Here is a 21,288-nt window from a genome sequence, read left to right as displayed (position 1 = left end):
TTACTTATTGTATTATTTAGATAAATTTTTCACTGCTTCTTTTAAGAATGCTGTTTTACTCCAAGCTGTACCACCTTGTGCCATTGGGTCTACAACATTTACAAATACTTTCTTTTCTTTCGCAGCGTTCATACTTTGCCAAATTGGATTATTTTCAATATCTTCTAGCACTTTCGGTTTATTATTTTCACTTGCTTCGTATTGCAAGAAAATATAATCAGGATTAACTTCAGCTAATTTTTCTAAAGAAATTTTTTCTTGTGCTTTTACCGTTTTGAGTTGTTCTGGAGCAGTTAGTCCAAGATCTTTATAAATTACAGGGTTAAAGTATACTCCTTCTGGGTATAGGAATAAGTCATTTGCTCTTAGTCTAATGACAAGTACTTTTTTATCTTTTAACTTATCTCCTAGTTTTGCTTTTGCTTTTTCAGCGTCCGAATTGTAGTCTTTAATAATTTTTTCTGCTTTATCTTTTTTACCAGTTAATTCTCCCATTAACTTTAAGTTATCTTCCCAATTTGTTGAAACGTGTGATACCGGGAATGTAGGAGCTACTTTCGTAAACTTTTCAGCTGTTTCTGCTGGGAATTTCGTACTTGATGTAATAACGTCTGGTTTTAATTGAAGTAATGTTTCGAAATTTGGTTCCATTTTCTCACCAACAGATTTCGCACCTTCTAAATCTTTCTCAAGATACTTCGGTAATTTACCACCAACAGTAATGGCACCAACTGGTTTAATTCCAAGTACTGCCGCATCTTCCATTGACTCTAAACTAGCTGTCGCAATTTTATCTACTTTTGCTGGCACTGTATATTCCTTACCTAAATATGTAATTTTACGTTTTTCATCTTTTTTCGTTTCCGTAGCTTTTGTCTGTTGTTTTTGCTCGCCTGAAGTTTTATCCGCACTATTACATGCCGCTAAACCTACACTTAAAACTGTAACCATCCCTAATGTAAATAACTTCTTATTCATCTTTATATATCTCCTCTCGAATTTTCCAAACTATATTCTCAATAAAATTTAACTATATGAAACTTGTCTTACATATATATTTCATTAGATTAATAATTCTATCCAGAACTCATTCTCGTTCACTTCCCCTAAGCTATAATTCTTTTATACCTCATCCATTGATAATATTTTTCATTGATAATGATTATCGTTACTAAGTATATATTTAATATGCAATTATTTCAAGAAAGATTTGAAAAATTTTAACAAACTGAATTAAAAAAGAAGTATCCGCCTAATGTTAGATGGATACTTCTTTTTTTAGAAATTTATATGTAATTCAACTGGACAATGGTCAGATCCCATTACTTCACTATTAATTTTCGCTTCTGTTATTTGGTCTTTCATTCTTTCCGAAACAACAAAATAATCTAAACGCCATCCGATATTTTTCGCTCTCGCGCCCATACGATACGACCACCACGAATATGCACCTTCTTGATTAGGATAAAGATAACGATACGTATCAACAAATCCTTCTTCTAAAATACATGTGAATTTCTCTCGTTCCTCATCAGAGAATCCAGGGTTTTTACGATTACTTTTTGGATTTTTTAAATCGATTTCTTTATGAGCAACATTTAAGTCTCCACAAAAAATTACTGGTTTTTTCTCATCTAATCGTTTGATATAGGACCTGAAATCATCTTCCCATTTCATTCTGTAATCTAATCGTTCTAATCCACGTTTTGAATTTGGTGTATATAACGTTATCATGTAAAAATCTTCGAATTCTAAAGTAATAAGTCGCCCTTCTTGGTCATGCTCTTCAATGCCTAAACCATATGTAACTGAAAGCGGTTCTTTTTTCGAAAAAATAGCAGTTCCTGAATATCCTTTTTTCACAGCATAGTTCCAGTATGTATAATATCCCTCTAGATTTAAATCAATTTGCCCTTCTTGTAATTTAATCTCTTGTAGACAAAATATATCAGCACTTGATTCCTCAAGATATTCCAAAAATCCACCTTTCGCGATAACTGCTCGCAAACCATTTACATTCCATGAAATTAACTTCACTTTTAGCCCTCCTCTTGATGTTTATTTCCAAATTTCATGCTATCACAAAATAGAAAAACAATCATATTTTCACCTTTGTAATCTTGCTCTTACATTTATGAATACATACATACGGACTTTATTCAGGTTATACTAATTTCTGAGGTGATGTTCTTTGCACAATGAAGGAGTTATATTAACAAATGAGTATTGGCAAGCAATTATTCATAATGATTCTTCCTATGATAGCAAATTCTTTTATGCTGTGAAATCAACTGGAATCTTTTGCAGGCCATCATGCAAATCAAGAATACCGAATAGAAACAATGTACGAATTTTTCATCATGCAGAACAAGCATTAAGTGAAAACTTTCGCCCGTGCAAACGTTGTAAGCCAAACGGGATCACTTTACCTAATGAAGAGTGGATAGAACAAATTAAAGACTATATCGAAAAGCATTATGATGAACCCTTAACTCTCGACATGCTTGCGGAAATGTGTCACGGTAGCCCTTTTCATTTACAGCGTACTTTCAAAAGAATAATAGGGATAACTCCTATAGAATATATACAACAATTCAGGGTTCTTAAAGCAACCGAATACCTTTTACACACAAATCAATCAATTAAAGAAATTAGTACTGCTGTCGGGATAGAAAACCCAGAGTATTTCGCAACTTTATTTAAAAAGAAAACCGGATTTACTCCTACTGAATATCGAAAAAAGAACGAAATGAAAGAGGGATACGATAATGAATTCCGACAAAAATAATTATATATATTGGACGCTACTTACACATAAAAATTGGCGATTTCATATTGCTGCAACTGAAAATGGACTATGCTTCATCGGATCACAAGAAGAAAACTTTGAAGAATTAAATATATGGGCTAGAAAAAAACTGCCCCACCATATATTGATCCATAGTCCAGATTACTTGCAAATATATACGCAAGAAGTTATCGAGTATTTAGAAAACAAGCGAGAAACTTTCACATTTCCTATCGATGCTTATGGAACTAATTTTCAATTATCTGTTTGGAATACGGTACGTGAAATTCCTTATGGAAAGACATATTCTTATACAGAAATTGCTGAAAGAATTCAAAAACCTAAAGCTGTGCGCGCCGTTGCTTCTGCTATTGCTGCTAACCCTCTTCTTATTACAATTCCTTGTCACCGCGTTATTGGGAAGAATGGGAAACTAACCGGATTTAGGGGCGGATTAGAAATGAAGAAAAAATTGCTTACATTAGAAAAGGTGCAGGTGGAATTCATATGACAACAGAATATAATAGCGCATTATCTATAGCAGTTCCAAAAGAATTTTGTTTCCAAGAAAATTTACGTTATCTATCACGTTCGAACAATGAATGTATGTTCCATATTGAAGATAACAAAATTTATAAAGTTATCCCTGTTCAAGATGTAAATCCTTTAGTTGAAATTAGTGTGAATACAGATGGAAATATTCAAATACGTTGTTTAGAAGAATCATATACATCTGAAAAATCGATACGTGAAGCTGTAGTTAACTATGTAAAAGAATGGTTTGATTTAACTACTGATTTAGCCCCATTTTATACATTAGCTAAACATGATTTACTCCTTCAAGGACCAATTGAACAATATTATGGCCTTCGTACTTTAGGCATTCCAGACTTATTTGAGGCACTTTCCTGGGGAATTATCGGTCAACAAATTAACCTAACATATGCTTATACGCTAAAAAGAAGATTAGTTGAGAAATTTGGAAGTTATGTAGAATGGGACGGTAGAAAACATTGGATATTCCCATCACCTGAAACAATTGCAAATCTACATGTAGAAGATCTCCAACAATTAAAAATGACGACTAGAAAATGTGAATATTTAATCGGTATTGCGAAGCTTATTACAGAGAGAAAACTATCAAAAGAGGATTTACTGCAAACACAAGATGTAAAGGTTGCTGAGAAACAATTAACCGCCATCCATGGTATAGGCCCCTGGACTGCCAACTATGTTTTAATGCGTTGTTTAAGATTTCCTTCAGCTTTTCCAATTGATGATGTCGGTCTCCATAATGCAATTAAATTTATAACAGGTTCCGAAAATAAACCGAATAAAAATGAAATAAAAGATTTCGCGGCAAACTGGGCTAATTGGGAGTCTTATGCGACTTTTTATTTATGGCGAGTACTATATTAAAAGAACCAAGTAGCACATTTGTACTACTTGGTTCTTTTTTACGCTTGCTCCTCAAAACGTCTTGCAATTTCCACAATAACTTGAACGGCTTTTTCCATAGTATCTACCGAAACATACTCAAATTTACCGTGATAGTTTTCACCACCAGTGAAAATATTCGGCGTCGGTAATCCCATATATGATAATTGTGATCCATCTGTGCCTCCGCGAATCGGATGAATATTTGGTTCAATGTCTAAACTTTTCATTGCTTCATATGCAATATCAACAATTTCTCTTACCGGTTCAATTTTTTCAAGCATGTTATAGTATTGATCATTCATTTCTAAAACGACTGCATCTTTCCCATACTTCTCTTGCATTTGTTTCACAATATTTTCAATGGTATTTTTACGTGTTTCAAAATTTTCACGATCAAAGTCTCGAACAATATAATACGCTTTACTTTGCTCAACATCACCATTTAAAGAGAGTAAATGATAGAACCCTTCGTATCCTTCAGTATACTCTGGTGCCTCTTCTACTGGTAAATGCCCGTTAAACTCCATAGCCAGTTTAGTTGCATTGCGCATTTTATTTTTCGCTGTTCCAGGATGTGTATTCGTTCCGTTAAACGTTAACTTAGCACCTGCAGCATTAAAACTTTCATACTCTAAACCACCTAATGGACCTCCATCCATCGTATAAGCGAATGATGCACCAAACGCTTCTACATCAAAATGCGCTGGCCCACGACCAATTTCTTCATCCGGTGTAAATGCTACTCTTATTTTCCCGTGCTTAATTTGCGGATTATGTATTAAATGGTTCATTGCAACCATAATTTCGGTAAGACCAGCTTTATCATCTGCTCCTAGCAGTGTTGTACCATCAGTTGTAATAATCGTATGTCCTTTATATGATGGTAATTCTGGGAACTGCTCTGGTGTTAACACAACATTTAGCTCTTCATTTAACGTAATTGCATTACCATCAAAATTTTCATGAATTTGTGGTTTGACGTTTTTCCCCGTAAAGTCTGTTGCCGTATCTAAATGAGCTAAAAATCCGATTACAGGAACATCCTTGTCCGTATTAGCTGGAAGTGTTGCCATTACATAGCCATTATCATCCATCGTTACTTCTGTTAACCCAATCTCTTTTAGCTCTTCCACTAATAACTTACCAAACTCAATTTGTCCTGGTGTTGTTGGTACTGTATGGCTTTCTTCATTCGATTGCGTATCAATTTTTACATATCTCGTAAATCTTTCAATAAGTTCTTGCTTCAAGTTCATTCACTCCCTTTTATGTTTCTCTCTCCATTATAATCCTTAAAACGAAATATTTTAACTTTTTTGACTGTGAAGATGTATATTTCATTTACATTGTTAACATTTTTAAACGAATGATAAAAAGACATAATATTTGTACATTAAAACCGTAACAGGTAACATACATAATTATAAAATATGGGAGGTTGTAAAGATGAGGCTAACTCTCTTTCGCTATTTTCTTTTTTTCTTAGGATTAATTTTCTTTGGCCTTGGAAACGCTCTTGCAGTCAAAGTTAAATTTCTCGGCTTGCACCCTTGGGAAGTTTTAAATATGGCTCTCTACCAAAAGTTTGGATGGACCATCGGTACGTGGAGTGTCATATGTGGGTTATGTCTCGTTCTAATATCTTTACTAGTAGATCGAAAATATATAAATGTGGGGACATTTTTGAATGCACTACTTATCGGTCCCATTATGGACTTTTTCTTACAATCAAACATGCTTCCAGACGCTAGTAATTATTTATGGATAAACTTACTCATTTTATTTTCTGGTATTGCCATTACAGGTATCGGGGGAGGTATGTACGTTGCGGCTGGGATTGGCGCTGGACCCCGTGATGGATTCATGCTTACTATTTCAGACAAAACAGGACTTTCTATTAGCCGTGCTAGAATCATAGTAGAATGTATTGTACTAGTTATTGGATTTATGCTAGGAGGTCCTGTTTTCATCGTAACTTTTCTGTACACCTTTATTCAAAGTCCAATCTTTCAGCAATCATTTAAGATGTTTCAAACACTTTTACATACTTTACATGGCAAAAAGAAAATTAGTGAGCATATTTAAAGTACAGCTTAATACAAATAAATTCACCCTATTTACGACTCTCATCGCAAATAGGGTGTTTCTGTTTTTATCTCGCAATTTAAGAATATATACTACTCATTCACAATAAAAGTATATACATCATCATGAATACAGCCATTTACTTTAATCACATACTTCCCAGGTTTATTAAAACTAATTGTGTATTTATTTAACTGAATTGCTTCTTTATCTCCAGAAAGAATATCAATGCTTCTGCCACTTAATACATACAATTCATTTAGATTCATCGATACATCAATTGTATTGAAATTTTCCACTTTCACTTGCTGTGCTTCCGCAACGCTTACACTTGGTTCTAAAAACAGTAGTCCACTTAATCCAATCGTCCCCGCTAAAGCAACTCCCGCAAACTTTTTAATCTGTTTCATTACAATGACCTCCTTATAGATTTTGCGTAAAGGTAATGTCCTCCCTTACACCACAAAGCCTATATGTAATGAAATGAAAAGTAAACGGGGACTGTAAGACAAAATTCTACATCTTTTTCTCCTATTGAATATAAATCCAACGTTTGGAGTTTTGACACATTTAAAATTGTTTCCCTAAACCAATTTCCCAATAATTTATTCAAATACTGAATAATTACTTATTGATTTAACATTCTAAAAATAGTTGATAAAGATGCTTTCTATTCAAAAAAAGACTTTGCTATAAAAGTAACTTTTACAACAAAATCCATGCAACTAATTTTATTCCGCTTTCCATAATCTCTTTACATTCATTAATTGTTCTTCTTTAAACTCCATCTTATATATATCCGGTTTTGACGTATTCATTAAAAATTCAAAACCATATTGTTTATCAAAATAGTTCATCATTAATGTCATGACAAGCCCATGTGTACCAATTACAATTTTGCATCCTCGAAAATCCATTAAGATTTCTTTTAATACTTTCACTACTCTTCTCTGGCAATCTGCATATGACTCTCCTTCCGTTCGTGCAAAGTCCGGATTAGAGAACATCTTCTGTACAAGTGGATACACCTCTTTGTCTGATATAACCTGATCCTCACTTGAAAACATACACTCTTTAAGATTTTCATATACTACTATTTCTTTTTCATGGAAATTAGCTGACTCCTCTATCGTTAGCATAGCCCGATTATAAGGACTGGAAATAAAAGTATCAATCCTCTCCGCTTTTAATATGTCAGTTACTCCACGGGCATCCATATGTCCCCTCTCAGTTAATCCACGCATTCTTTCATTTCCTTCTAGTTTTGGTGATTCACCATGTCTAACCATATAAATATATGTGCTCATAATTTCTCCTTAAAATTTTTTATAAAGTGAAACTTTAATCAGCCCTCACTAATCGGGCTGCCCGGCAAATAGCGAGATAAGTTAATAAATCACGTTCATTTATCCCATTTCAACACTTAGGGGTAATACTAAAATACTTTATAAACTGTGCTGATTTGTTCGTCTAATCCATTCTCCTACTAAACTCTCAAATAATTCAGGCTGCTCAATTTGTAAATTATGCCCTGCCATATCTAACACTGCTAATGTTGCCCTTGGATATTCTTCAATAATTTCTATAATATTTTGATAACCTACTGATATATCTTGTCTTCCAGTCAGTAAAAGAACGGGATTTCCATATTTTTCATGCTGAAAATCCATAGTAAGAGAGTAATTCTTTTGCAACCTTTCAATAAATTCATAATTAGCAACATCTAACCCAGGCTTAATTTCTTCTTTAAATCGCGTATATGTATATTCATTTGCTATTACAGCTAACTCACAAAACTCCTCTCTTTCTGTGGAAGTGAGCGTATTTAAAAATTCCTCATCTTGTACAATTATCTGTTTACCTGGAAGAATCCTTTTTTCTGGCTCCGCTACAACAACAGGACATACTAATAGTAATCCGCTAACTCTCTCAAACATCTTTGCAAGTATACCTTTGGCTAAATAGCCTCCATATGATTCTCCTACCAATAAAAATTTTTCAGTACAAATGATTTCCTCAATAAATGTGATAAGCACATCTACTATACGATCTGAACTATTTATCCAATTTGGAGCATTCGATTTTCCCATTCCAGGTAAATCAATATATATTCGCTTATAACCTTCATATTTCTGAAATACTGATTCCATACATTTCATCATTAACCTATGGTCAGGAGCGCAGCCATGTATGATAATGACCGGTTTACCCTCCCCCACAATTTCATAGTATATTTCTGCATCTTTAATTCGATATATCATAAAAAAACCTCCCTATTTAGTGGCAATACTATTCCACTCTGTAAGAATACACGTTCTTATTTTATATCTTTTCCTAACATTTCTACAAATATTAATTTTCAGACTAAAAATAAAAATCCCCATCATTTTATATGCAATTTTGCATCTCCACTTACAAATCACTAAAAAAACTTTACAATTCAAAGGATGACTAAATATACAATTTCTATTTAAAGTCTTGATACCGTCTATACTATCCACCGCAATATTTTTTCAACTTTGAGAATACTTATACTCTTTAACACTTTCCTTATAAACATGATTTTTATAAGGAAATCTGATACAATTCTTAAATAATATTATTATGTATAGATATAACGAACATAGTGCATAATTAAAGAAGGTGATTTCATTGAAATTAAATAAAAATTTACAATTATGTATATTAATCGGAACATTAATATGCTATTCAATCTATTTTATGTTTTTCTATCTGTTCCCTACTCATTTTTCAAATTCAGATGTACGCTTCGCTTCACTTGTCGTTGAAGCCATTACATTTGTATCACTGATTTACTCTATATATTCTAAAAAAGTCAGTTCAAATCCGTTTTGGATATGTATTACAATAGCAATTGGTAGTTTTTTATTAGGGAAAATAGTATATACATATCAAGATAGCTTCTTCGAAATTCCAATACATCGTTTTACTATTTCTGATGTATTTTACATGGTTTTTCTACTTTTCTGTCTTATCGCTTTCTCCTATAAAATCTTAAAGGAATGCAATAAATGGGAAAAAGCGTTCTTTATTTGTGATATATGCATAGTGCTTACTTCCATATTTACATTAGAATGGTATTTATTTAATCAACCAAATTTAAATATATTCGCTCTTTCACTAGGAGATGTTTTCCTTTCATTTTTATATCCAATTGCAGATTTATTATTTCTACTGCTAGGTGTTAGTCTCTTTTTCCGTCCAACAATTTTTAATTCCAAACGGAAAATTTATATATTTATTTTTGTATTAATAAGTTCTGCAACTTTTAACTATATTTATTTTTACTTAAATAACCACTTATCAACAGAAACGATAACATTATTACGTCTTTTATATAGAATACCTATATTACTTATTGCAATAGCTGGCTCTATTTCAGAAGATCATAATAGCCATAAAAATTATTTCATTGTAAACCCTATAATAGGAAAAAAAGCTTTAGTTGTATTTCCCTATCTTGCTGTTGCAATACTAATCGGGTTTACATTAAAAGAACAAACATCATCTTCAACTCTCATTACAGGGAATTGTATTACTTTTATTTTCGTACTCATTCGGCATTCTATCGTACGTATGCAAAACAATTCCTTAACAAAACGTTTACAGGCATTTAATGCCCAACTAGAAGAAAAAGTTACTGTACGGACGTCTGATTTAGTTCATAAATCAGAGGCTCTTTCTCAAAAACAACAAAAGTTTAAATCATTATATGAATATCATCCTGACCCTATTTTCACCATTGATTTAAATGGAACATTCTTAAATGTAAATAAGGCTGGGAGTGTACTACTTGGGGCACCAACGGATGAGTTACTAGGCGAAACTTGTTTTTCGATCATTTTAGATGAAGATAAGCATAAGCTAGCATTGGCATTAGAAAAAGTGAAACAACAAGAATCGGCATTCTTACAACTTAGTTCTCAATATAAAGATGGCTTTACTTATTTTTTATACGTTACAATCATTCCTATTATAATAGACGGACAAATTTCAGGAAGCTATATTATGGTGAAAGATATTACTGCACTAAAAAAACAGCAAGAAGAAATAAAATATTTAGCATTCCATGACACTGTAACGAAAATTGGGAACCGTGCCTTTTTCCATAAGAAATTAAAGAGAGTTATAAAAAATGCTAAAATAACAGAAAACGAGTTTGCATTATTATATTTAGATTTAGATCGCTTTAAAGCAATTAACGATACACTTGGACATTCGTCAGGAGATTACATATTAGAAGAAGTAGCAAAGCGATTCCAATCATGTCTTCCATCACATACTCATCTTTCAAGAATCGGTGGCGATGAATTTACAATCATAATTGAAAACTATACTGACGAAGATTACTTATTCCAATTATGTAACCAATTATTTGAATGCATGAAAAAATCATTTATCATACATGAGCATAAATTAACTTTATCACTGAGTATCGGTATCGCTATTTATCCACATTCCGGAATCGATACCGCTACACTTCTGAAAAACGCTAATGTTGCAATGTATGATGCAAAAGCAAAAGAGCTTAATTCTGTCTCTATTTATGACGATGTAATCGCTAAAAAAATTGAAAGACGATTACGATTAGAAAAAGATTTACCAAACGCACTACAAAATGAAGAATTGTTCCTTTTGTATCAACCTCAAGTTGATAGTGAATCTAATAAAATTATCGGTGCAGAAGCTTTAATTAGGTGGAATCATCCTGAATTAGGTATTATTTCTCCATACGAGTTTATTCCGATTGCAGAAGAAACACTACAAATTATTTCAATAGGAAAATGGACATTAGAGCAGGCTTGTAAGCAAATGAAACGTTGGCACGCACTCGGATATTCACATTTAAAAATAGGTGTAAATTTATCTGCTAAAGAATTTGAACAAGAGGATTTTGTAAAATCTATTTCTTCTACTTTAACAAATACAGGTTTACCAGCAAGCTCTCTTGATCTTGAATTAACAGAGCGAATTGCAATGATGGATGAGCGAGAAACATTGATAAAACTGCGTACACTAAAAAGTTTAGGGATTCACATCTCAATCGACGACTTTGGTACAGGTTATTCTTCGCTAGCCTACTTACCTTTATATCCAATTGATACGTTAAAAATCCCGAGAGAATTTATTACAATGTCTGAAACATGTGATGATGGAATGGAAATTATTAAAACGATCATCACATTAGCAAATACATTAGGAATGTCTGTCATTGCTGAAGGTGTAGAAACAAAAGAGCACGTAAATTTCCTTCAAAAAAATAAATGTCAGTTTATTCAAGGTTATTATTACAGTAAACCTATTCATATTCATGCATTTACTGAGCTATTAGAAAACGGCATTCACCGATAGTACATAACTAATTAGAATAAATAATAATGAATTTGAACAAATATAGTAAAAAGGAAAGAAGATACCTTCTTTCCTTTTGTTTTTCTATTTACATTTCTATTACTTCACCACTTCATTTATTATATCTATTATTTGATGAATTCCCTCATCATTTGTTTTCTTATATCCATTCATGTTTTGAATATATTTCTCCTTATTTGTATACAACTTATTTACTGCATGTATAAATGTATTCGTACTTACTCTGTCTTGGAGTATAACTTCAGCATATCCTTGCCGTGAAAAATATTCAGCATTTAAAACTTGATCTCCCCTACTGGAACTGTTAGTTAACGGGATAAGCAACATCGGTTTCTTCAAAAATAACAATTCAGAAATAGCAGTAGAACCCGCTCTGGAAACTACAACACTTGCCATATTTAGTATATGCGGCAACTCGTCGCCTATATATTCAAATTGCATATACCCCTCCATGCCAATAGATGGGTCTACCTTTCCTTTACCACATATATGAATAATATTAAAGTTTAATAGTATTGTATCTAAACATTCCCTTACCATATCATTTATCCACTTAGCACCTTGACTCCCACCCATAATTAATAATACTGGTTTATCTTGCTGAAATTCACAATATCTTCTTCCTCGTAATACGTTACCCTTCTCAATTTCTTCCCTTACAATTGGTCCTACATAAACCTTCTTCTCATTACTTACATTTTCTCCTGTCTGAGGAAATGTTGTGCATAGCTTTGTAGCAAAAGGTAATGCTATTTTATTAGCAAGTCCTAATGTGCTATCTGGTTCACGTATAATTATAGGCACACGATTTAACCATGCTCCTATAGCTACAGGAACTGAAACAAATCCTCCTGCTGAAAAGATAACGTCAGGCTTTGTTTTCTTAATTAATTTATAACTTTGTAAACACCCTCGTATAATTTTAAAAGGATCTTTAAAATTTTCCCAATCCCAATATCTCCTAAGCTTGCCCGTTGAAACACTATTGTATTTAACATTTTGCACTAATGATTTTTCAATTCCATTTTTTGATCCAATATACTCGACTCTCCAGCCTTTCTCTATAAATTTAGGAATTAATACAATATTAATCATAACGTGTCCGGCTGTACCGCCCCCAGTAAAAAGAATCGTTTTGCTCATAACTTATACCCACCTTTATTATTAAAAATCTAGCTATCTCTTTACCTTTTAAATGTAAATAAACTTATTATTTTTTATATAAATCTTTAACTCCACCTCTATATCTTGTAAAAGATCTTTAATGAGTTCATAAAAATCATTTCCATACTCACTACACTCGTATTGAGCAAAGATTTGAATCACATATCTAGTTTCCGTCTCTAATGCTGACTTTATTTGATTAACCCTTTTTTCTTCTACATACGCTTGATATTTATGTATTGCCTCATAAAGACGCAATACATGCGCTTCTTCATCTCTCCAATCCAACGTATCAACAATTGAAAGAAATAGCGTATTTTGATTATCTATTATTTCATAATCATTCATATATTTCTTACACCCTTTTTTGTTTTTCATTGCATGCAGATGTCACTACACTTCGCATACTCAAGTACATCTTTTAATGATTGATGAAATTCAATTTCTGGGATCCAACCTAACTTTTTTATCTCCTCTATTGCTAAACTCTCATTTGAGTCGCTCCCATTTTTCTCTGTTTCCTCTATAAAAAAATTTAGCTGTGTTAATTCTTTATATTGTTCTAGTACATTTAATAAAGATCGTTTTACTCCTGATCCGATATTATATTGTTTTCCATTTATTCCATCTCGTAATAACACATGATACGCTTTAATCGCATCACGTACATCTAGAAAATCTCTACTATCTTTCAAACTGTTTACTTCAATAATGGCTTTACTTCTACCTGATTCTATATCTATCATTTTCTTTGCGAGAATCGAACAAATGCCATTCGATTCCCCTGGACCAATTAAGTTTGAGGGCTTTGCAATGATAATATTTGAATCCATTAATCCTCCCCAAGCCTCTGCAATAATGACTTGCATCGTTTTACTTAAACTATATGGATTTGAAATTTTTATTTCGTTCATACTATCTGCTTGCAAAGCAGATCCTATAACTAATGTTCTACAATGCGAGGCTTCTTGCTTAATTGCTTCTAATAAATATAACGTTCCTATTACATTAATCTCTATATACTCAAGAGCAGCTGTCCAAGATTCTATAACCGAATTCCTTCCTGCTAAATGCAATACGTAGTCTGGCTTTATTTGTTTCATTACCTTCATTACTTCGCTCTTATTAGTTAAATTACAAGTAATACCATTTCTAATTTTTTCTCTATGTGCACGATTTTGAAACATAGGAATTACATGAAAGCCCTGCTCTAAAAAATATTGGCAAGCATGGCGTCCTGTGAAACCATTTGCACCAGTTATTAAAAGGCTCGCATTTTTTTTCATCGCAAAAACCCTCCTTTTAATAGCATTTGTTTCACCTCATGTTTTGCAAGCAAGTCTTGTTGAGAACTAAAACTCTTCACATCCACTAGCGGATAGCTAGAATAATATTCTTGAAGTCCTTCGATAGGAATCGTCGGTAGTACCACAAAATAATTTTGATCAAAGCTTATACTTGTTTTACTCTCTACCTCAGATAGAAGCATTTCACTTAATTTTTCACCCGGTCTTATCCCTACCTCTTTCACCTTAATGTTTTCTTTTTTTGAATCTTCAATTAATATTTCTGCTAAATCTGTTATTTTACATGCCGGCATTTTCATAACAAAGATTTCCCCGCCTCTACCTTGATATACTGCTTTAAATAACAATCCAACAGCATCTTCAACTGTTAAGAAAAATCTAGTCATATTCGCATCGGTAATCCCTACTTGTGAAGATCTTTTAATTTGTTGTTTAAAAAGCGGTACTACACTTCCACTCGTTCCTAAAACATTTCCACCACGAACACAAATGAATTTTGTTTTCTTCGTTTGTATATTCGCATGAACCATTAATTTTTCACCAATTGCTTTTGTCATCCCATACGTATTTGATGGATCAGCTGCTTTATCCGTTGAAACATATATAACTTTTTCAACTTGCGTCTGTGTAGAGGCTTCAATTACATTTTGCGTACCATGTATGTTAGTTTTTATAGCTTCATAAGGATAATACTCACATACTGGAACGTGTTTTAAAGCTGCAAGATGGAATACATAATGTACACCTTGGCATGCATAGACTAGTTGATCTTTATCACGAATATCTCCAATAATAAATTTTAGCCTATCATCATTTATAAACTGTTGCTGCATTTCAAACTGGACCGTTTCATTTCTTGAAAAAACTCTAATTTCTTTCGGTGATTTTTCTAATAGTTGTTTTATAAGTTCATGCCCCCACGAACCTGTACCACCAGTAATTAAAATTATTTTATTTAACATTCCTTTTCCTCCTACGAAACATCTCAATTTAAATAATATTTATTGAATTATTTTCAATTGATTCAAATCATAATCGTCGTTTGTTACATTTAATTGACAAAATAAAAAAACAGAAACTATTAAACTTAGTTTCTGTTTTTCATTTCACCTCACAACAGTAAGATTTTTTATACTGTTTGCATGATAAATAAATTCCTTGTAAAAAACACCGCTCATTTATTTCTTATACTCGTAATAAAATAAATAGAATGATTCATAGCCAATAATCATGTTTAAATTTATGAAAAAGGGAGGTAACGGAATGGACCGAAACAATTCATATCATACATATAACGGACCTTCCAAAGCACTGCCTCTCTCCCTATTCGATGTAAAAAATGAATTGAAACAAAAAAGCAAACTTATTCCTTCTGATACCATGTATAAATTAACGAAAGAAGAGCAACTCATCATCAACAAAATAAAAATACAAACAGAACAGCTAAATAAAAATAATGTTACAAGAACACGTGCATACTACCAATTTTACATTCAATATCCAGAAATACATTGGGCACTGCTTGGGCATATGGTATCACGTAACGGCGGTTGGAATATGACTGATTTAAAGGGCGATTTATATACGAGAATTTTATCAGAGAAAGATCAATTCATATTTTTTTCTTTTTTAGAAAGAGGGAATTGGCTTATTTTCCAAGATGTATACCCTCAATTTTTACTTTACGAACAAAGTGTAAAGAGATCACAAAAGTTATTTCACCTTCTCCCTCACCTAAATGTTTCTACATTTATGGAAACGATGTGGAACGATTTTTGGAAAACAGGCAACAAAAAAACATTAGCGATTGCAACTATTGTTAATGAACAAAACTACTTAGAAAAAAGAGTGATTCAAAATGTACAATTTAAAAAGACTGTACTAAATAGTATTGGATTTAAACTCTTTGATTTCTTTCAGTTTAATCATATCCTTTTCCCATTCTACGAAAATGATAAAAAACAAAAAGTATTACTATTTGGTGATACAATGAAACATTTCACTTCCTTACATGAACGCATATTAATTGGAAAAAGATTGTATTCATTATTATTTCGAGATACACATGTTTTATCTCAAATAATAAGCTGGGCCCAACATCATCCGCATACAGGATCAAGGAAAGATTACTGGCCCCATTTATTTTCAAGTGTAAATGAATCTTTTTCCCGTGAGTTTTATAAGCGCCGAATAAAGAAATGCCAGTTGCGAAGTGGCGCTTATCGTATATACAGTCCTTCACTCATCTATGCATGGCGAGATATGAAGCATGAAGAAGTTGACAGTGAAGATTGGTTTACCGATTGGCAAGTTGTAAATTACTTAGTTGATAAGGAGGAAAATATAAATGGACAAATTACAGAAGACTACTGCAAAACACTCGAAAAAATTGAACTCGCAATTCTCGCAAAGAAAAATGTCCTCCTCCGAGAAGAAGAATGAGTTTCTAGCATTAGTAGTTACAATCTTTCTCTCTTCTATTATTGGAACTTGTTTAGATGCTTTTTTTGTTCATAAACAAATATATTCCTTTCCAGCTAGACCCTTCTCATCCACATTTTCAGTTAATATAGCTTTTACATTGTTCATACTGCCGATTTTAACAGTTATCTTTATACACATTTCAAAAAAATTATCTAAAGTTTCTAGAATTCTATTTATTATTTCGATCGGTATTTGCGCTAGCCTTTTTGAACAGATTGCTGAAAGTTTAGGTTTATTTGTACATAGTGCGAATTGGAACCATACATATTCTTTATTTGGTTATATGATTTTTTATTCTTTTATTTGGAACGTATATAATTGGATAAAAAAATAAAGAGACCATTATAGGTCCCTTCTTAAGCATACTCTTCCATTATTGCTAATGGTGCCAGTGTTTGAAGGCTTTTAGAGCGTAAACGATAGGCAACGACTTTCTTCTTATATTGCTTAATGACATCAACATGTTCCTCATAGCTATATAGAGAAAACCTAATCTCTTTATTCCCTTTCTTCGTATCAATGACTATTGGTGTCCCTTCTCCGTGCGGCGGGAAATAATGTTTATCTAAAAACAAAGCCTCATTAAATTCATGAATAACTTGTAGTTTCATTTCTCCCTCTATATTTTTTCCATCTATCGATATAGAAGTATTTTCCGCCTCAAGCTTTTGATGCAATTCAAATTTACTAATAATTGATTCTACAACAGAAGTGGGCATGCTAGAAACTAATACTTTAATAGCTCCAAAAACAAATAATGTAACTATAAACCATGTTGTCATTGTTATCATCTCCATTACATTTAAAAAATAAATTTCGTTCCATACGGTATTAGTATACTAATGAGTATTCCAGTTACAATCATCGTTACCGAACCGATAGTCGCTTCTTTCTCGCCTTCCTTCACTAAACGGCTCACACCGATAATATGTGATGCACAGCCCATTCCAACTCCTTTTCCAATCGTACTTGTTATACTGAAAAGCTTAAGTACTGTTGGTCCGATAATAGCACCTGTTATTCCTGCAACAACTACAAAACTAGAAGTCATAGATGGAATACCACCAATTTGATCCGCTAATGATAGGGCAATAGGCATCGTTGCTAACTGTGGTAAAGTAGTTAATATAAGTTCCTTATCTATATTTAAAATTCCGCCAATCACTACATTCATACTCGTTACAGCCACTATACCTATCACTACTCCAATAAGTATCGATAAAAAATTTTTCATAAGTATCTTTCGCTCTTTAAATAGAGGTATGGCTAATGCTACAATTGCAGGGCTCAATAAGCTTGAAAGAATGTCTCCTCCATTTTCCCTATACTCATGATGAGAAATATCAAAAATCAAAAATAAACAAATCATAATTGCCGTAACTGTTAACACCGGTAACGTAAATGCAAACGTAAATTTTTTATATAGCTTTGTCGCCAAGAAATAAATTGCTACAGTAATAATAATTAAGACCATTTGAATCGTGCACCTTGTCGATTTTATTTTTTTGTTGTTATTAATAATTGACTTATATACCCTGAAACAATCAAAGTTACTACAGTACTTGCAACTACTAAAAGGAATATAATACTCCCCTTACTTAAAAGAAAAGACTCGTATTCCATCAGCCCTGTTGTCGAAGGGATTAAAAATAACGGTAAAAATACGATTAACTTTTCCGCACCTAACTCAAACCATTTTAACGGTAAAATGCGAGTGGAAAGGAGCAGGAACAGCATTAACATCCCTATTAAACTTCCCGGTATTGATAGATGGAATATTTCCTGAATCCACGTACCCACTAAGCTAAATATATATAGCACGCCTACTTGAAGTAAAAGCATCACGTACTTCATTTCTTTCCCTCATTTCACTATCACACATCCATATTATGAAATTTCATTTAGCGTGTCGGCAAACCGTTTAATTCCAAGTTGAATTTGTTCTATATTCGCTCTACCAAACGTAAATCGTATATATTCATTTTTCGAACCTAAAACACTGCCCGGAACAAATGCGACACCATTCCGTATAGATTCACCTAATAAGTGATATTCATCAAACTTTCCTTTCACTTTACACCATACATGTATTCCACCCTCTGGCACGAAACATTCAACTCGGTCTCCCAATGTTCCTTCAAGCTCTGCAATTAATTCATCTCTTCTTTGCTTCAATTGTCCACGAAGTATCGTAATATGTGTATGAAAATCCTTTGATTCTAAAAATTGATTTGCTACCCACTGCGTAAATACACTATGGCCAAAATCAACTTGTTGCTTTGCATCTGCTAAACGCTCAATTACGCGTGTAGGACCAATTATCCATCCAATACGTAATCCTGATGCAACAATTTTTGATAATGAACTTATATAAAGAACATTTCCATTTTGGTCCATTGATTTTAATGTCGGGTTCACTTCTCCATTAAAAGAAATTAAACTATACGGATCATCTTCTACAATTGGTATACCGAACTCAGAAGACAGTTCTAAAATCTTTTTACGTCTCGCTAATGAAAGCACAGTACCTGTTGGATTTTGATAATCTGGATTCAAAAAGACCATACGAATACGATGCTTTTTGTGCAAATCGATTAAGTCATCTGGATTCATTCCATGCTCATCAACAGGTAAATGAAATATGTTTAAACCGGCCGATTTAAACATTGGAAGTGAAAAACAATATGAAGGATCTTCAATCGCAATCGCATCGCCAGGTTTTAATAAACATTGAACGATAAGATTAAGCGCCTGTTGTGCTCCAGACGTAATAAGAATAGAGCTTGAATCTGCTTCAATTTGTTTATATTGCTGAACATGTGCTGCAATTGTTTTTCTCAACATCTCATTTCCAAGTGGATGGTCATAGCCGAGATTTTCCATAAATGTTTTCTCCGCCAAAATTGTTCGAAATCTATCACTCGGAATTAATTCTGGTGACAGTTCACCACTCGCTAAATTAATTAAATCATCTTTTTGTGTTTCCGTTCGAATTTGTTGAACGAGTGGTACGTTAGGTAAGAACGATCCATCCTCCACGTACCTACCCCAGTTCGGTATTCGTTTATGTGAGACACCCCATATGTCTGTATTAACCCGTGTTCCGCTTCCCTTTTGCCGTTCTACTACTCCAAGTGATTTTAATTCTTCATACGCAGCTACTATTGTACTCCGGTTCACCTGTAATTCCTTTGCCAATATACGCTCAGAAGGTAACTTACTATCAGAAGGAAATTCACCTGAAGAAATGCCTCTTTCAATATAATCAGCAATTTGTTTATATACAGGTGTCTTATCTGCACGATTTGGTTTCCATTCCATCTAGTTTCCTCCTTTCAAAACGAACTATCCTCATTTTTTACTAACAGTATTCACCGTAAAAATAGTATTAATTAGTCACATTTTCTTATCCGTAAATGGATATATCCAAAATGGTTCTCTTTCTGATTACTCAATAGCTTCTGAAATTCCAACTTCATACTCTCATTTCAGTTCTTTTACAAACTATTAAATCATTACCGCGTACCATGTTACCCCGGCCAGTAGAACAAAAAGAAGAAGAATATAGATTGCAGATAAGTTTTTCACATTTCTTTTTGTAGACTTACCGTAATTCTCCTCCACGTTTCTTGCAACTAGTACAGTCCCAAATAGCGATACAATTACAATAATAACGACTAGTGAAATTGCAAAACTCATTGTCTTTTCACCTCTCTAAGACCCATCTATTTTAATTAAAGAACTTACATAAAAACCTTCCTCTTTAAAACGTTGATAACATACTACCTTTCTTCTCTTATCATAATAGATGTTTGCAAAAAGCGGACCAACCACTTTCGTGTTTTTTTGCTCATCCACTTAAAAAATAAAAAGCAACTGATCACTTAGGACCAGTTGCTTTTTTCACACGATAATTTTTCATTTAAAATTAATTCGATTTAAAAGTTTCGCCTTTTCATAATGAAACATCGACTGAGATAACTCAAAAATTGTTCCATTTACAAGATACACTGTATTTTCAATAAGAAGCGCCGGATCACCTTCATTTAATTCTAAAAGCTGTGCATTTTCTTTATTTACTTTTTCACAACTAATAACTTTATCAGCAAAACCAATATTTAATCGTAAATCTTCAATGAAATAACTGTATACAGAGCTTAATGCTATTTCTTCGTTCAAATATGGAATAATATCCTTTTTGAAATAACTTACTTCAATAGAGAATGGTTTAGCATCTACAATTCTTAAGCGCTTCAAAAAATACAACCTAGTTCCAGCTTCGCATTGCATCCGCTTTGCTATCTCTTCGTCCGCATCTATTACTTCCAGCTCTAACACTTTCGTTTCAATATTTTGTGAAACAAGATTTTTCGTTAATCCACGTAAACTTCCTAAATTAATGTAATCTGTTACAGAAGTTTCGCGTAAAAACATGCCACTACCTTGCACTTGAAAAATATAACCTCTATTCACAAGCTGACTAATTACTTTACGTATCGTATTACGGCTTACTTCAAATCGATTCATCAACGCTTCTTCTGTAGGTAGTTTTTTCGTTTCATTAAAAAGCCCATCTCGAATGTTTTGCTCTAACACATCTGCAATTTGTTTATACTTTGCACTCAT

Annotated in this window: 23 protein-coding genes; 7 read left to right on the top strand and 16 right to left on the bottom strand. The window is 32.9% G+C overall.

What is annotated here, in order from left to right; all coding sequences use genetic code 11:
* Positions 1 to 12: 12 nt before the first annotated feature.
* Both MRP26_RS08180 and MRP26_RS08175 read right to left on the bottom strand, forming a co-directional pair.
* A complete protein-coding gene (locus MRP26_RS08180; protein ID WP_001035498.1) occupies positions 13 to 978 on the bottom strand; it encodes an iron-hydroxamate ABC transporter substrate-binding protein in 966 nt (321 codons plus the stop codon).
* A gap of 300 nt (positions 979 to 1,278) precedes the next feature.
* Positions 1,279 to 2,037 carry an exodeoxyribonuclease III gene (locus MRP26_RS08175; RefSeq protein ID WP_000767622.1) on the bottom strand — a complete coding sequence of 253 codons (759 nt, stop codon included), beginning with the start codon at positions 2,035 to 2,037 and terminating at the stop codon, positions 1,279 to 1,281.
* 154 nt (positions 2,038 to 2,191) lie between these two features.
* On the opposite strand from MRP26_RS08175, the gene MRP26_RS08170 reads away from it, so the two are divergent.
* From MRP26_RS08170 to MRP26_RS08160, 3 genes are read left to right on the top strand one after another with little or no spacing between them, the layout of a single operon-like run.
* Positions 2,192 to 2,788: a bifunctional transcriptional activator/DNA repair enzyme AdaA gene (locus MRP26_RS08170; RefSeq protein ID WP_075718835.1), complete on the top strand. Its 597-nt coding sequence runs from the start codon at positions 2,192 to 2,194 to the stop codon at positions 2,786 to 2,788.
* Positions 2,769 to 3,299: a methylated-DNA--[protein]-cysteine S-methyltransferase gene (locus MRP26_RS08165; RefSeq protein WP_098138537.1), complete on the top strand. Its 531-nt coding sequence runs from the start codon at positions 2,769 to 2,771 to the stop codon at positions 3,297 to 3,299. The genes MRP26_RS08170 and MRP26_RS08165 overlap by 20 nt, the downstream gene beginning before the upstream one ends.
* Positions 3,296 to 4,207, top strand: a complete 912-nt coding sequence (locus MRP26_RS08160) for a DNA-3-methyladenine glycosylase 2 (protein ID WP_197242665.1) — start codon at positions 3,296 to 3,298, stop codon at positions 4,205 to 4,207. Before MRP26_RS08165 ends, MRP26_RS08160 begins: the two co-directional genes overlap by 4 nt.
* A 38-nt stretch (positions 4,208 to 4,245) precedes the next feature.
* Here the strand turns inward: MRP26_RS08160 and pepT are convergent, their stop codons facing one another.
* The gene (gene pepT, locus MRP26_RS08155; RefSeq protein WP_053565479.1) at positions 4,246 to 5,478 is read right to left on the bottom strand and encodes a peptidase T; all 1,233 of its coding nucleotides are present in this window, start codon (positions 5,476 to 5,478) and stop codon (positions 4,246 to 4,248) included.
* 196 nt (positions 5,479 to 5,674) lie between these two features.
* Between pepT and MRP26_RS08150 the strand changes: the two genes are divergently transcribed.
* Positions 5,675 to 6,313 (top strand): YczE/YyaS/YitT family protein, encoded by a 639-nt coding sequence (locus MRP26_RS08150; protein ID WP_001241256.1) that lies wholly within the window; start codon positions 5,675 to 5,677, stop codon positions 6,311 to 6,313.
* A 92-nt stretch (positions 6,314 to 6,405) separates the two neighbouring features.
* On the opposite strand, the gene MRP26_RS08145 is transcribed toward MRP26_RS08150, so the two are convergent.
* From MRP26_RS08145 to MRP26_RS08135, 3 genes are all read right to left on the bottom strand, one after another.
* The gene (locus tag MRP26_RS08145; protein WP_053563781.1) at positions 6,406 to 6,723 is read right to left on the bottom strand and encodes a hypothetical protein; all 318 of its coding nucleotides are present in this window, start codon (positions 6,721 to 6,723) and stop codon (positions 6,406 to 6,408) included.
* A 321-nt stretch (positions 6,724 to 7,044) separates the two neighbouring features.
* Positions 7,045 to 7,620 carry a histidine phosphatase family protein gene (locus tag MRP26_RS08140; RefSeq protein ID WP_053563780.1) on the bottom strand — a complete coding sequence of 192 codons (576 nt, stop codon included), beginning with the start codon at positions 7,618 to 7,620 and terminating at the stop codon, positions 7,045 to 7,047.
* A 138-nt stretch (positions 7,621 to 7,758) separates the two neighbouring features.
* The gene (locus MRP26_RS08135; protein ID WP_197242667.1) at positions 7,759 to 8,574 is read right to left on the bottom strand and encodes an alpha/beta fold hydrolase; all 816 of its coding nucleotides are present in this window, start codon (positions 8,572 to 8,574) and stop codon (positions 7,759 to 7,761) included.
* 391 nt (positions 8,575 to 8,965) lie between these two features.
* On the opposite strand from MRP26_RS08135, the gene MRP26_RS08130 reads away from it, so the two are divergent.
* On the top strand, positions 8,966 to 11,686 hold the full coding sequence (locus MRP26_RS08130; RefSeq protein WP_242806098.1) for a sensor domain-containing protein: 2,721 nt from the start codon (positions 8,966 to 8,968) through the stop codon (positions 11,684 to 11,686).
* Positions 11,687 to 11,785: 99 nt separating this feature from the next.
* Here MRP26_RS08130 and MRP26_RS08125 read toward each other — a convergent pair whose 3' ends face one another.
* The 4 genes from MRP26_RS08125 to MRP26_RS08110 are packed head-to-tail and all read right to left on the bottom strand — an operon-like array spanning position 11,786 to position 15,140.
* Positions 11,786 to 12,850 (bottom strand): undecaprenyldiphospho-muramoylpentapeptide beta-N-acetylglucosaminyltransferase, encoded by a 1,065-nt coding sequence (locus MRP26_RS08125; RefSeq protein WP_053563777.1) that lies wholly within the window; start codon positions 12,848 to 12,850, stop codon positions 11,786 to 11,788.
* 48 nt (positions 12,851 to 12,898) lie between these two features.
* Complete coding sequence (locus MRP26_RS08120) at positions 12,899 to 13,249, bottom strand: DUF6572 domain-containing protein (protein ID WP_002094117.1); 351 nt, start codon at positions 13,247 to 13,249, stop codon at positions 12,899 to 12,901.
* Positions 13,246 to 14,157, bottom strand: coding sequence for an SDR family oxidoreductase (locus MRP26_RS08115; protein WP_182811024.1), 912 nt, complete (start codon positions 14,155 to 14,157; stop codon positions 13,246 to 13,248). Before MRP26_RS08115 ends, MRP26_RS08120 begins: the two co-directional genes overlap by 4 nt.
* A complete protein-coding gene (locus MRP26_RS08110; RefSeq protein WP_000932612.1) occupies positions 14,154 to 15,140 on the bottom strand; it encodes a UDP-N-acetylglucosamine 4,6-dehydratase family protein in 987 nt (328 codons plus the stop codon). Before MRP26_RS08110 ends, MRP26_RS08115 begins: the two co-directional genes overlap by 4 nt.
* Before the next feature lie 301 nt (positions 15,141 to 15,441).
* Between MRP26_RS08110 and MRP26_RS08105 the strand changes: the two genes are divergently transcribed.
* Entirely contained in the window at positions 15,442 to 16,620 is a 1,179-nt protein-coding gene (locus MRP26_RS08105) for a DUF2515 domain-containing protein (protein WP_000375774.1), read from the top strand.
* Complete coding sequence (locus tag MRP26_RS08100) at positions 16,595 to 16,996, top strand: CBO0543 family protein (RefSeq protein ID WP_141534597.1); 402 nt, start codon at positions 16,595 to 16,597, stop codon at positions 16,994 to 16,996. Before MRP26_RS08105 ends, MRP26_RS08100 begins: the two co-directional genes overlap by 26 nt.
* A 22-nt stretch (positions 16,997 to 17,018) precedes the next feature.
* Here MRP26_RS08100 and MRP26_RS08095 read toward each other — a convergent pair whose 3' ends face one another.
* The 6 genes from MRP26_RS08095 to MRP26_RS08070 form a co-directional block, all read right to left on the bottom strand.
* Positions 17,019 to 17,444: a YfmQ family protein gene (locus MRP26_RS08095; RefSeq protein ID WP_000214633.1), complete on the bottom strand. Its 426-nt coding sequence runs from the start codon at positions 17,442 to 17,444 to the stop codon at positions 17,019 to 17,021.
* 20 nt (positions 17,445 to 17,464) lie between these two features.
* Positions 17,465 to 18,136: an LrgB family protein gene (locus tag MRP26_RS08090; RefSeq protein ID WP_242806097.1), complete on the bottom strand. Its 672-nt coding sequence runs from the start codon at positions 18,134 to 18,136 to the stop codon at positions 17,465 to 17,467.
* 23 nt (positions 18,137 to 18,159) lie between these two features.
* Complete coding sequence (locus MRP26_RS08085) at positions 18,160 to 18,516, bottom strand: CidA/LrgA family holin-like protein (RefSeq protein WP_197242670.1); 357 nt, start codon at positions 18,514 to 18,516, stop codon at positions 18,160 to 18,162.
* Between the two features lie 33 nt (positions 18,517 to 18,549).
* Positions 18,550 to 19,983 carry a MocR-like pyridoxine biosynthesis transcription factor PdxR gene (pdxR, locus tag MRP26_RS08080; protein WP_000454956.1) on the bottom strand — a complete coding sequence of 478 codons (1,434 nt, stop codon included), beginning with the start codon at positions 19,981 to 19,983 and terminating at the stop codon, positions 18,550 to 18,552.
* 186 nt (positions 19,984 to 20,169) lie between these two features.
* Entirely contained in the window at positions 20,170 to 20,361 is a 192-nt protein-coding gene (locus MRP26_RS08075) for a hypothetical protein (protein ID WP_000006458.1), read from the bottom strand.
* A 219-nt stretch (positions 20,362 to 20,580) separates the two neighbouring features.
* Entirely contained in the window at positions 20,581 to 21,288 is a 708-nt protein-coding gene (locus MRP26_RS08070) for a GntR family transcriptional regulator (protein ID WP_001274912.1), read from the bottom strand.

The sequence above is a fragment of the Bacillus sp. CCB-MMP212 genome (assembly GCF_022748145.1).
Taxonomy (GTDB): domain Bacteria; phylum Bacillota; class Bacilli; order Bacillales; family Bacillaceae_G; genus Bacillus_A; species Bacillus_A cereus.
The sequence above is the reverse complement of the archived record's forward strand: the minus strand, read 5'-3'. Positions and strand labels throughout refer to the sequence as shown.

Excerpts from the sequence above, each read along its gene's own strand:
- MRP26_RS08120 (WP_002094117.1), bottom strand. The coding sequence starts at position 13,249 with ATGAAAAACAAAAAAGGGTGTAAGAAATATATGAATGATTATGAAATA.
- MRP26_RS08150 (WP_001241256.1), top strand. The coding sequence starts at position 5,675 with ATGAGGCTAACTCTCTTTCGCTATTTTCTTTTTTTCTTAGGATTAATT.
- MRP26_RS08135 (WP_197242667.1), bottom strand. The coding sequence starts at position 8,574 with ATGATATATCGAATTAAAGATGCAGAAATATACTATGAAATTGTGGGG.
- MRP26_RS08085 (WP_197242670.1), bottom strand. The coding sequence starts at position 18,516 with ATGAAGTACGTGATGCTTTTACTTCAAGTAGGCGTGCTATATATATTT.
- MRP26_RS08145 (WP_053563781.1), bottom strand. The coding sequence starts at position 6,723 with ATGAAACAGATTAAAAAGTTTGCGGGAGTTGCTTTAGCGGGGACGATT.
- MRP26_RS08075 (WP_000006458.1), bottom strand. The coding sequence starts at position 20,361 with ATGAGTTTTGCAATTTCACTAGTCGTTATTATTGTAATTGTATCGCTA.
- MRP26_RS08100 (WP_141534597.1), top strand. The coding sequence starts at position 16,595 with ATGTCCTCCTCCGAGAAGAAGAATGAGTTTCTAGCATTAGTAGTTACA.
- MRP26_RS08160 (WP_197242665.1), top strand. The coding sequence starts at position 3,296 with ATGACAACAGAATATAATAGCGCATTATCTATAGCAGTTCCAAAAGAA.
- MRP26_RS08180 (WP_001035498.1), bottom strand. The coding sequence starts at position 978 with ATGAATAAGAAGTTATTTACATTAGGGATGGTTACAGTTTTAAGTGTA.
- MRP26_RS08115 (WP_182811024.1), bottom strand. The coding sequence starts at position 14,157 with ATGAAAAAAAATGCGAGCCTTTTAATAACTGGTGCAAATGGTTTCACA.
- MRP26_RS08090 (WP_242806097.1), bottom strand. The coding sequence starts at position 18,136 with ATGGTCTTAATTATTATTACTGTAGCAATTTATTTCTTGGCGACAAAG.
- pdxR (WP_000454956.1), bottom strand. The coding sequence starts at position 19,983 with ATGGAATGGAAACCAAATCGTGCAGATAAGACACCTGTATATAAACAA.
- MRP26_RS08095 (WP_000214633.1), bottom strand. The coding sequence starts at position 17,444 with ATGACAACATGGTTTATAGTTACATTATTTGTTTTTGGAGCTATTAAA.
- MRP26_RS08110 (WP_000932612.1), bottom strand. The coding sequence starts at position 15,140 with ATGTTAAATAAAATAATTTTAATTACTGGTGGTACAGGTTCGTGGGGG.
- MRP26_RS08125 (WP_053563777.1), bottom strand. The coding sequence starts at position 12,850 with ATGAGCAAAACGATTCTTTTTACTGGGGGCGGTACAGCCGGACACGTT.
- MRP26_RS08140 (WP_053563780.1), bottom strand. The coding sequence starts at position 7,620 with ATGAGCACATATATTTATATGGTTAGACATGGTGAATCACCAAAACTA.
- MRP26_RS08070 (WP_001274912.1), bottom strand. The coding sequence starts at position 21,288 with ATGAGTGCAAAGTATAAACAAATTGCAGATGTGTTAGAGCAAAACATT.
- MRP26_RS08105 (WP_000375774.1), top strand. The coding sequence starts at position 15,442 with ATGGACCGAAACAATTCATATCATACATATAACGGACCTTCCAAAGCA.
- MRP26_RS08165 (WP_098138537.1), top strand. The coding sequence starts at position 2,769 with ATGAATTCCGACAAAAATAATTATATATATTGGACGCTACTTACACAT.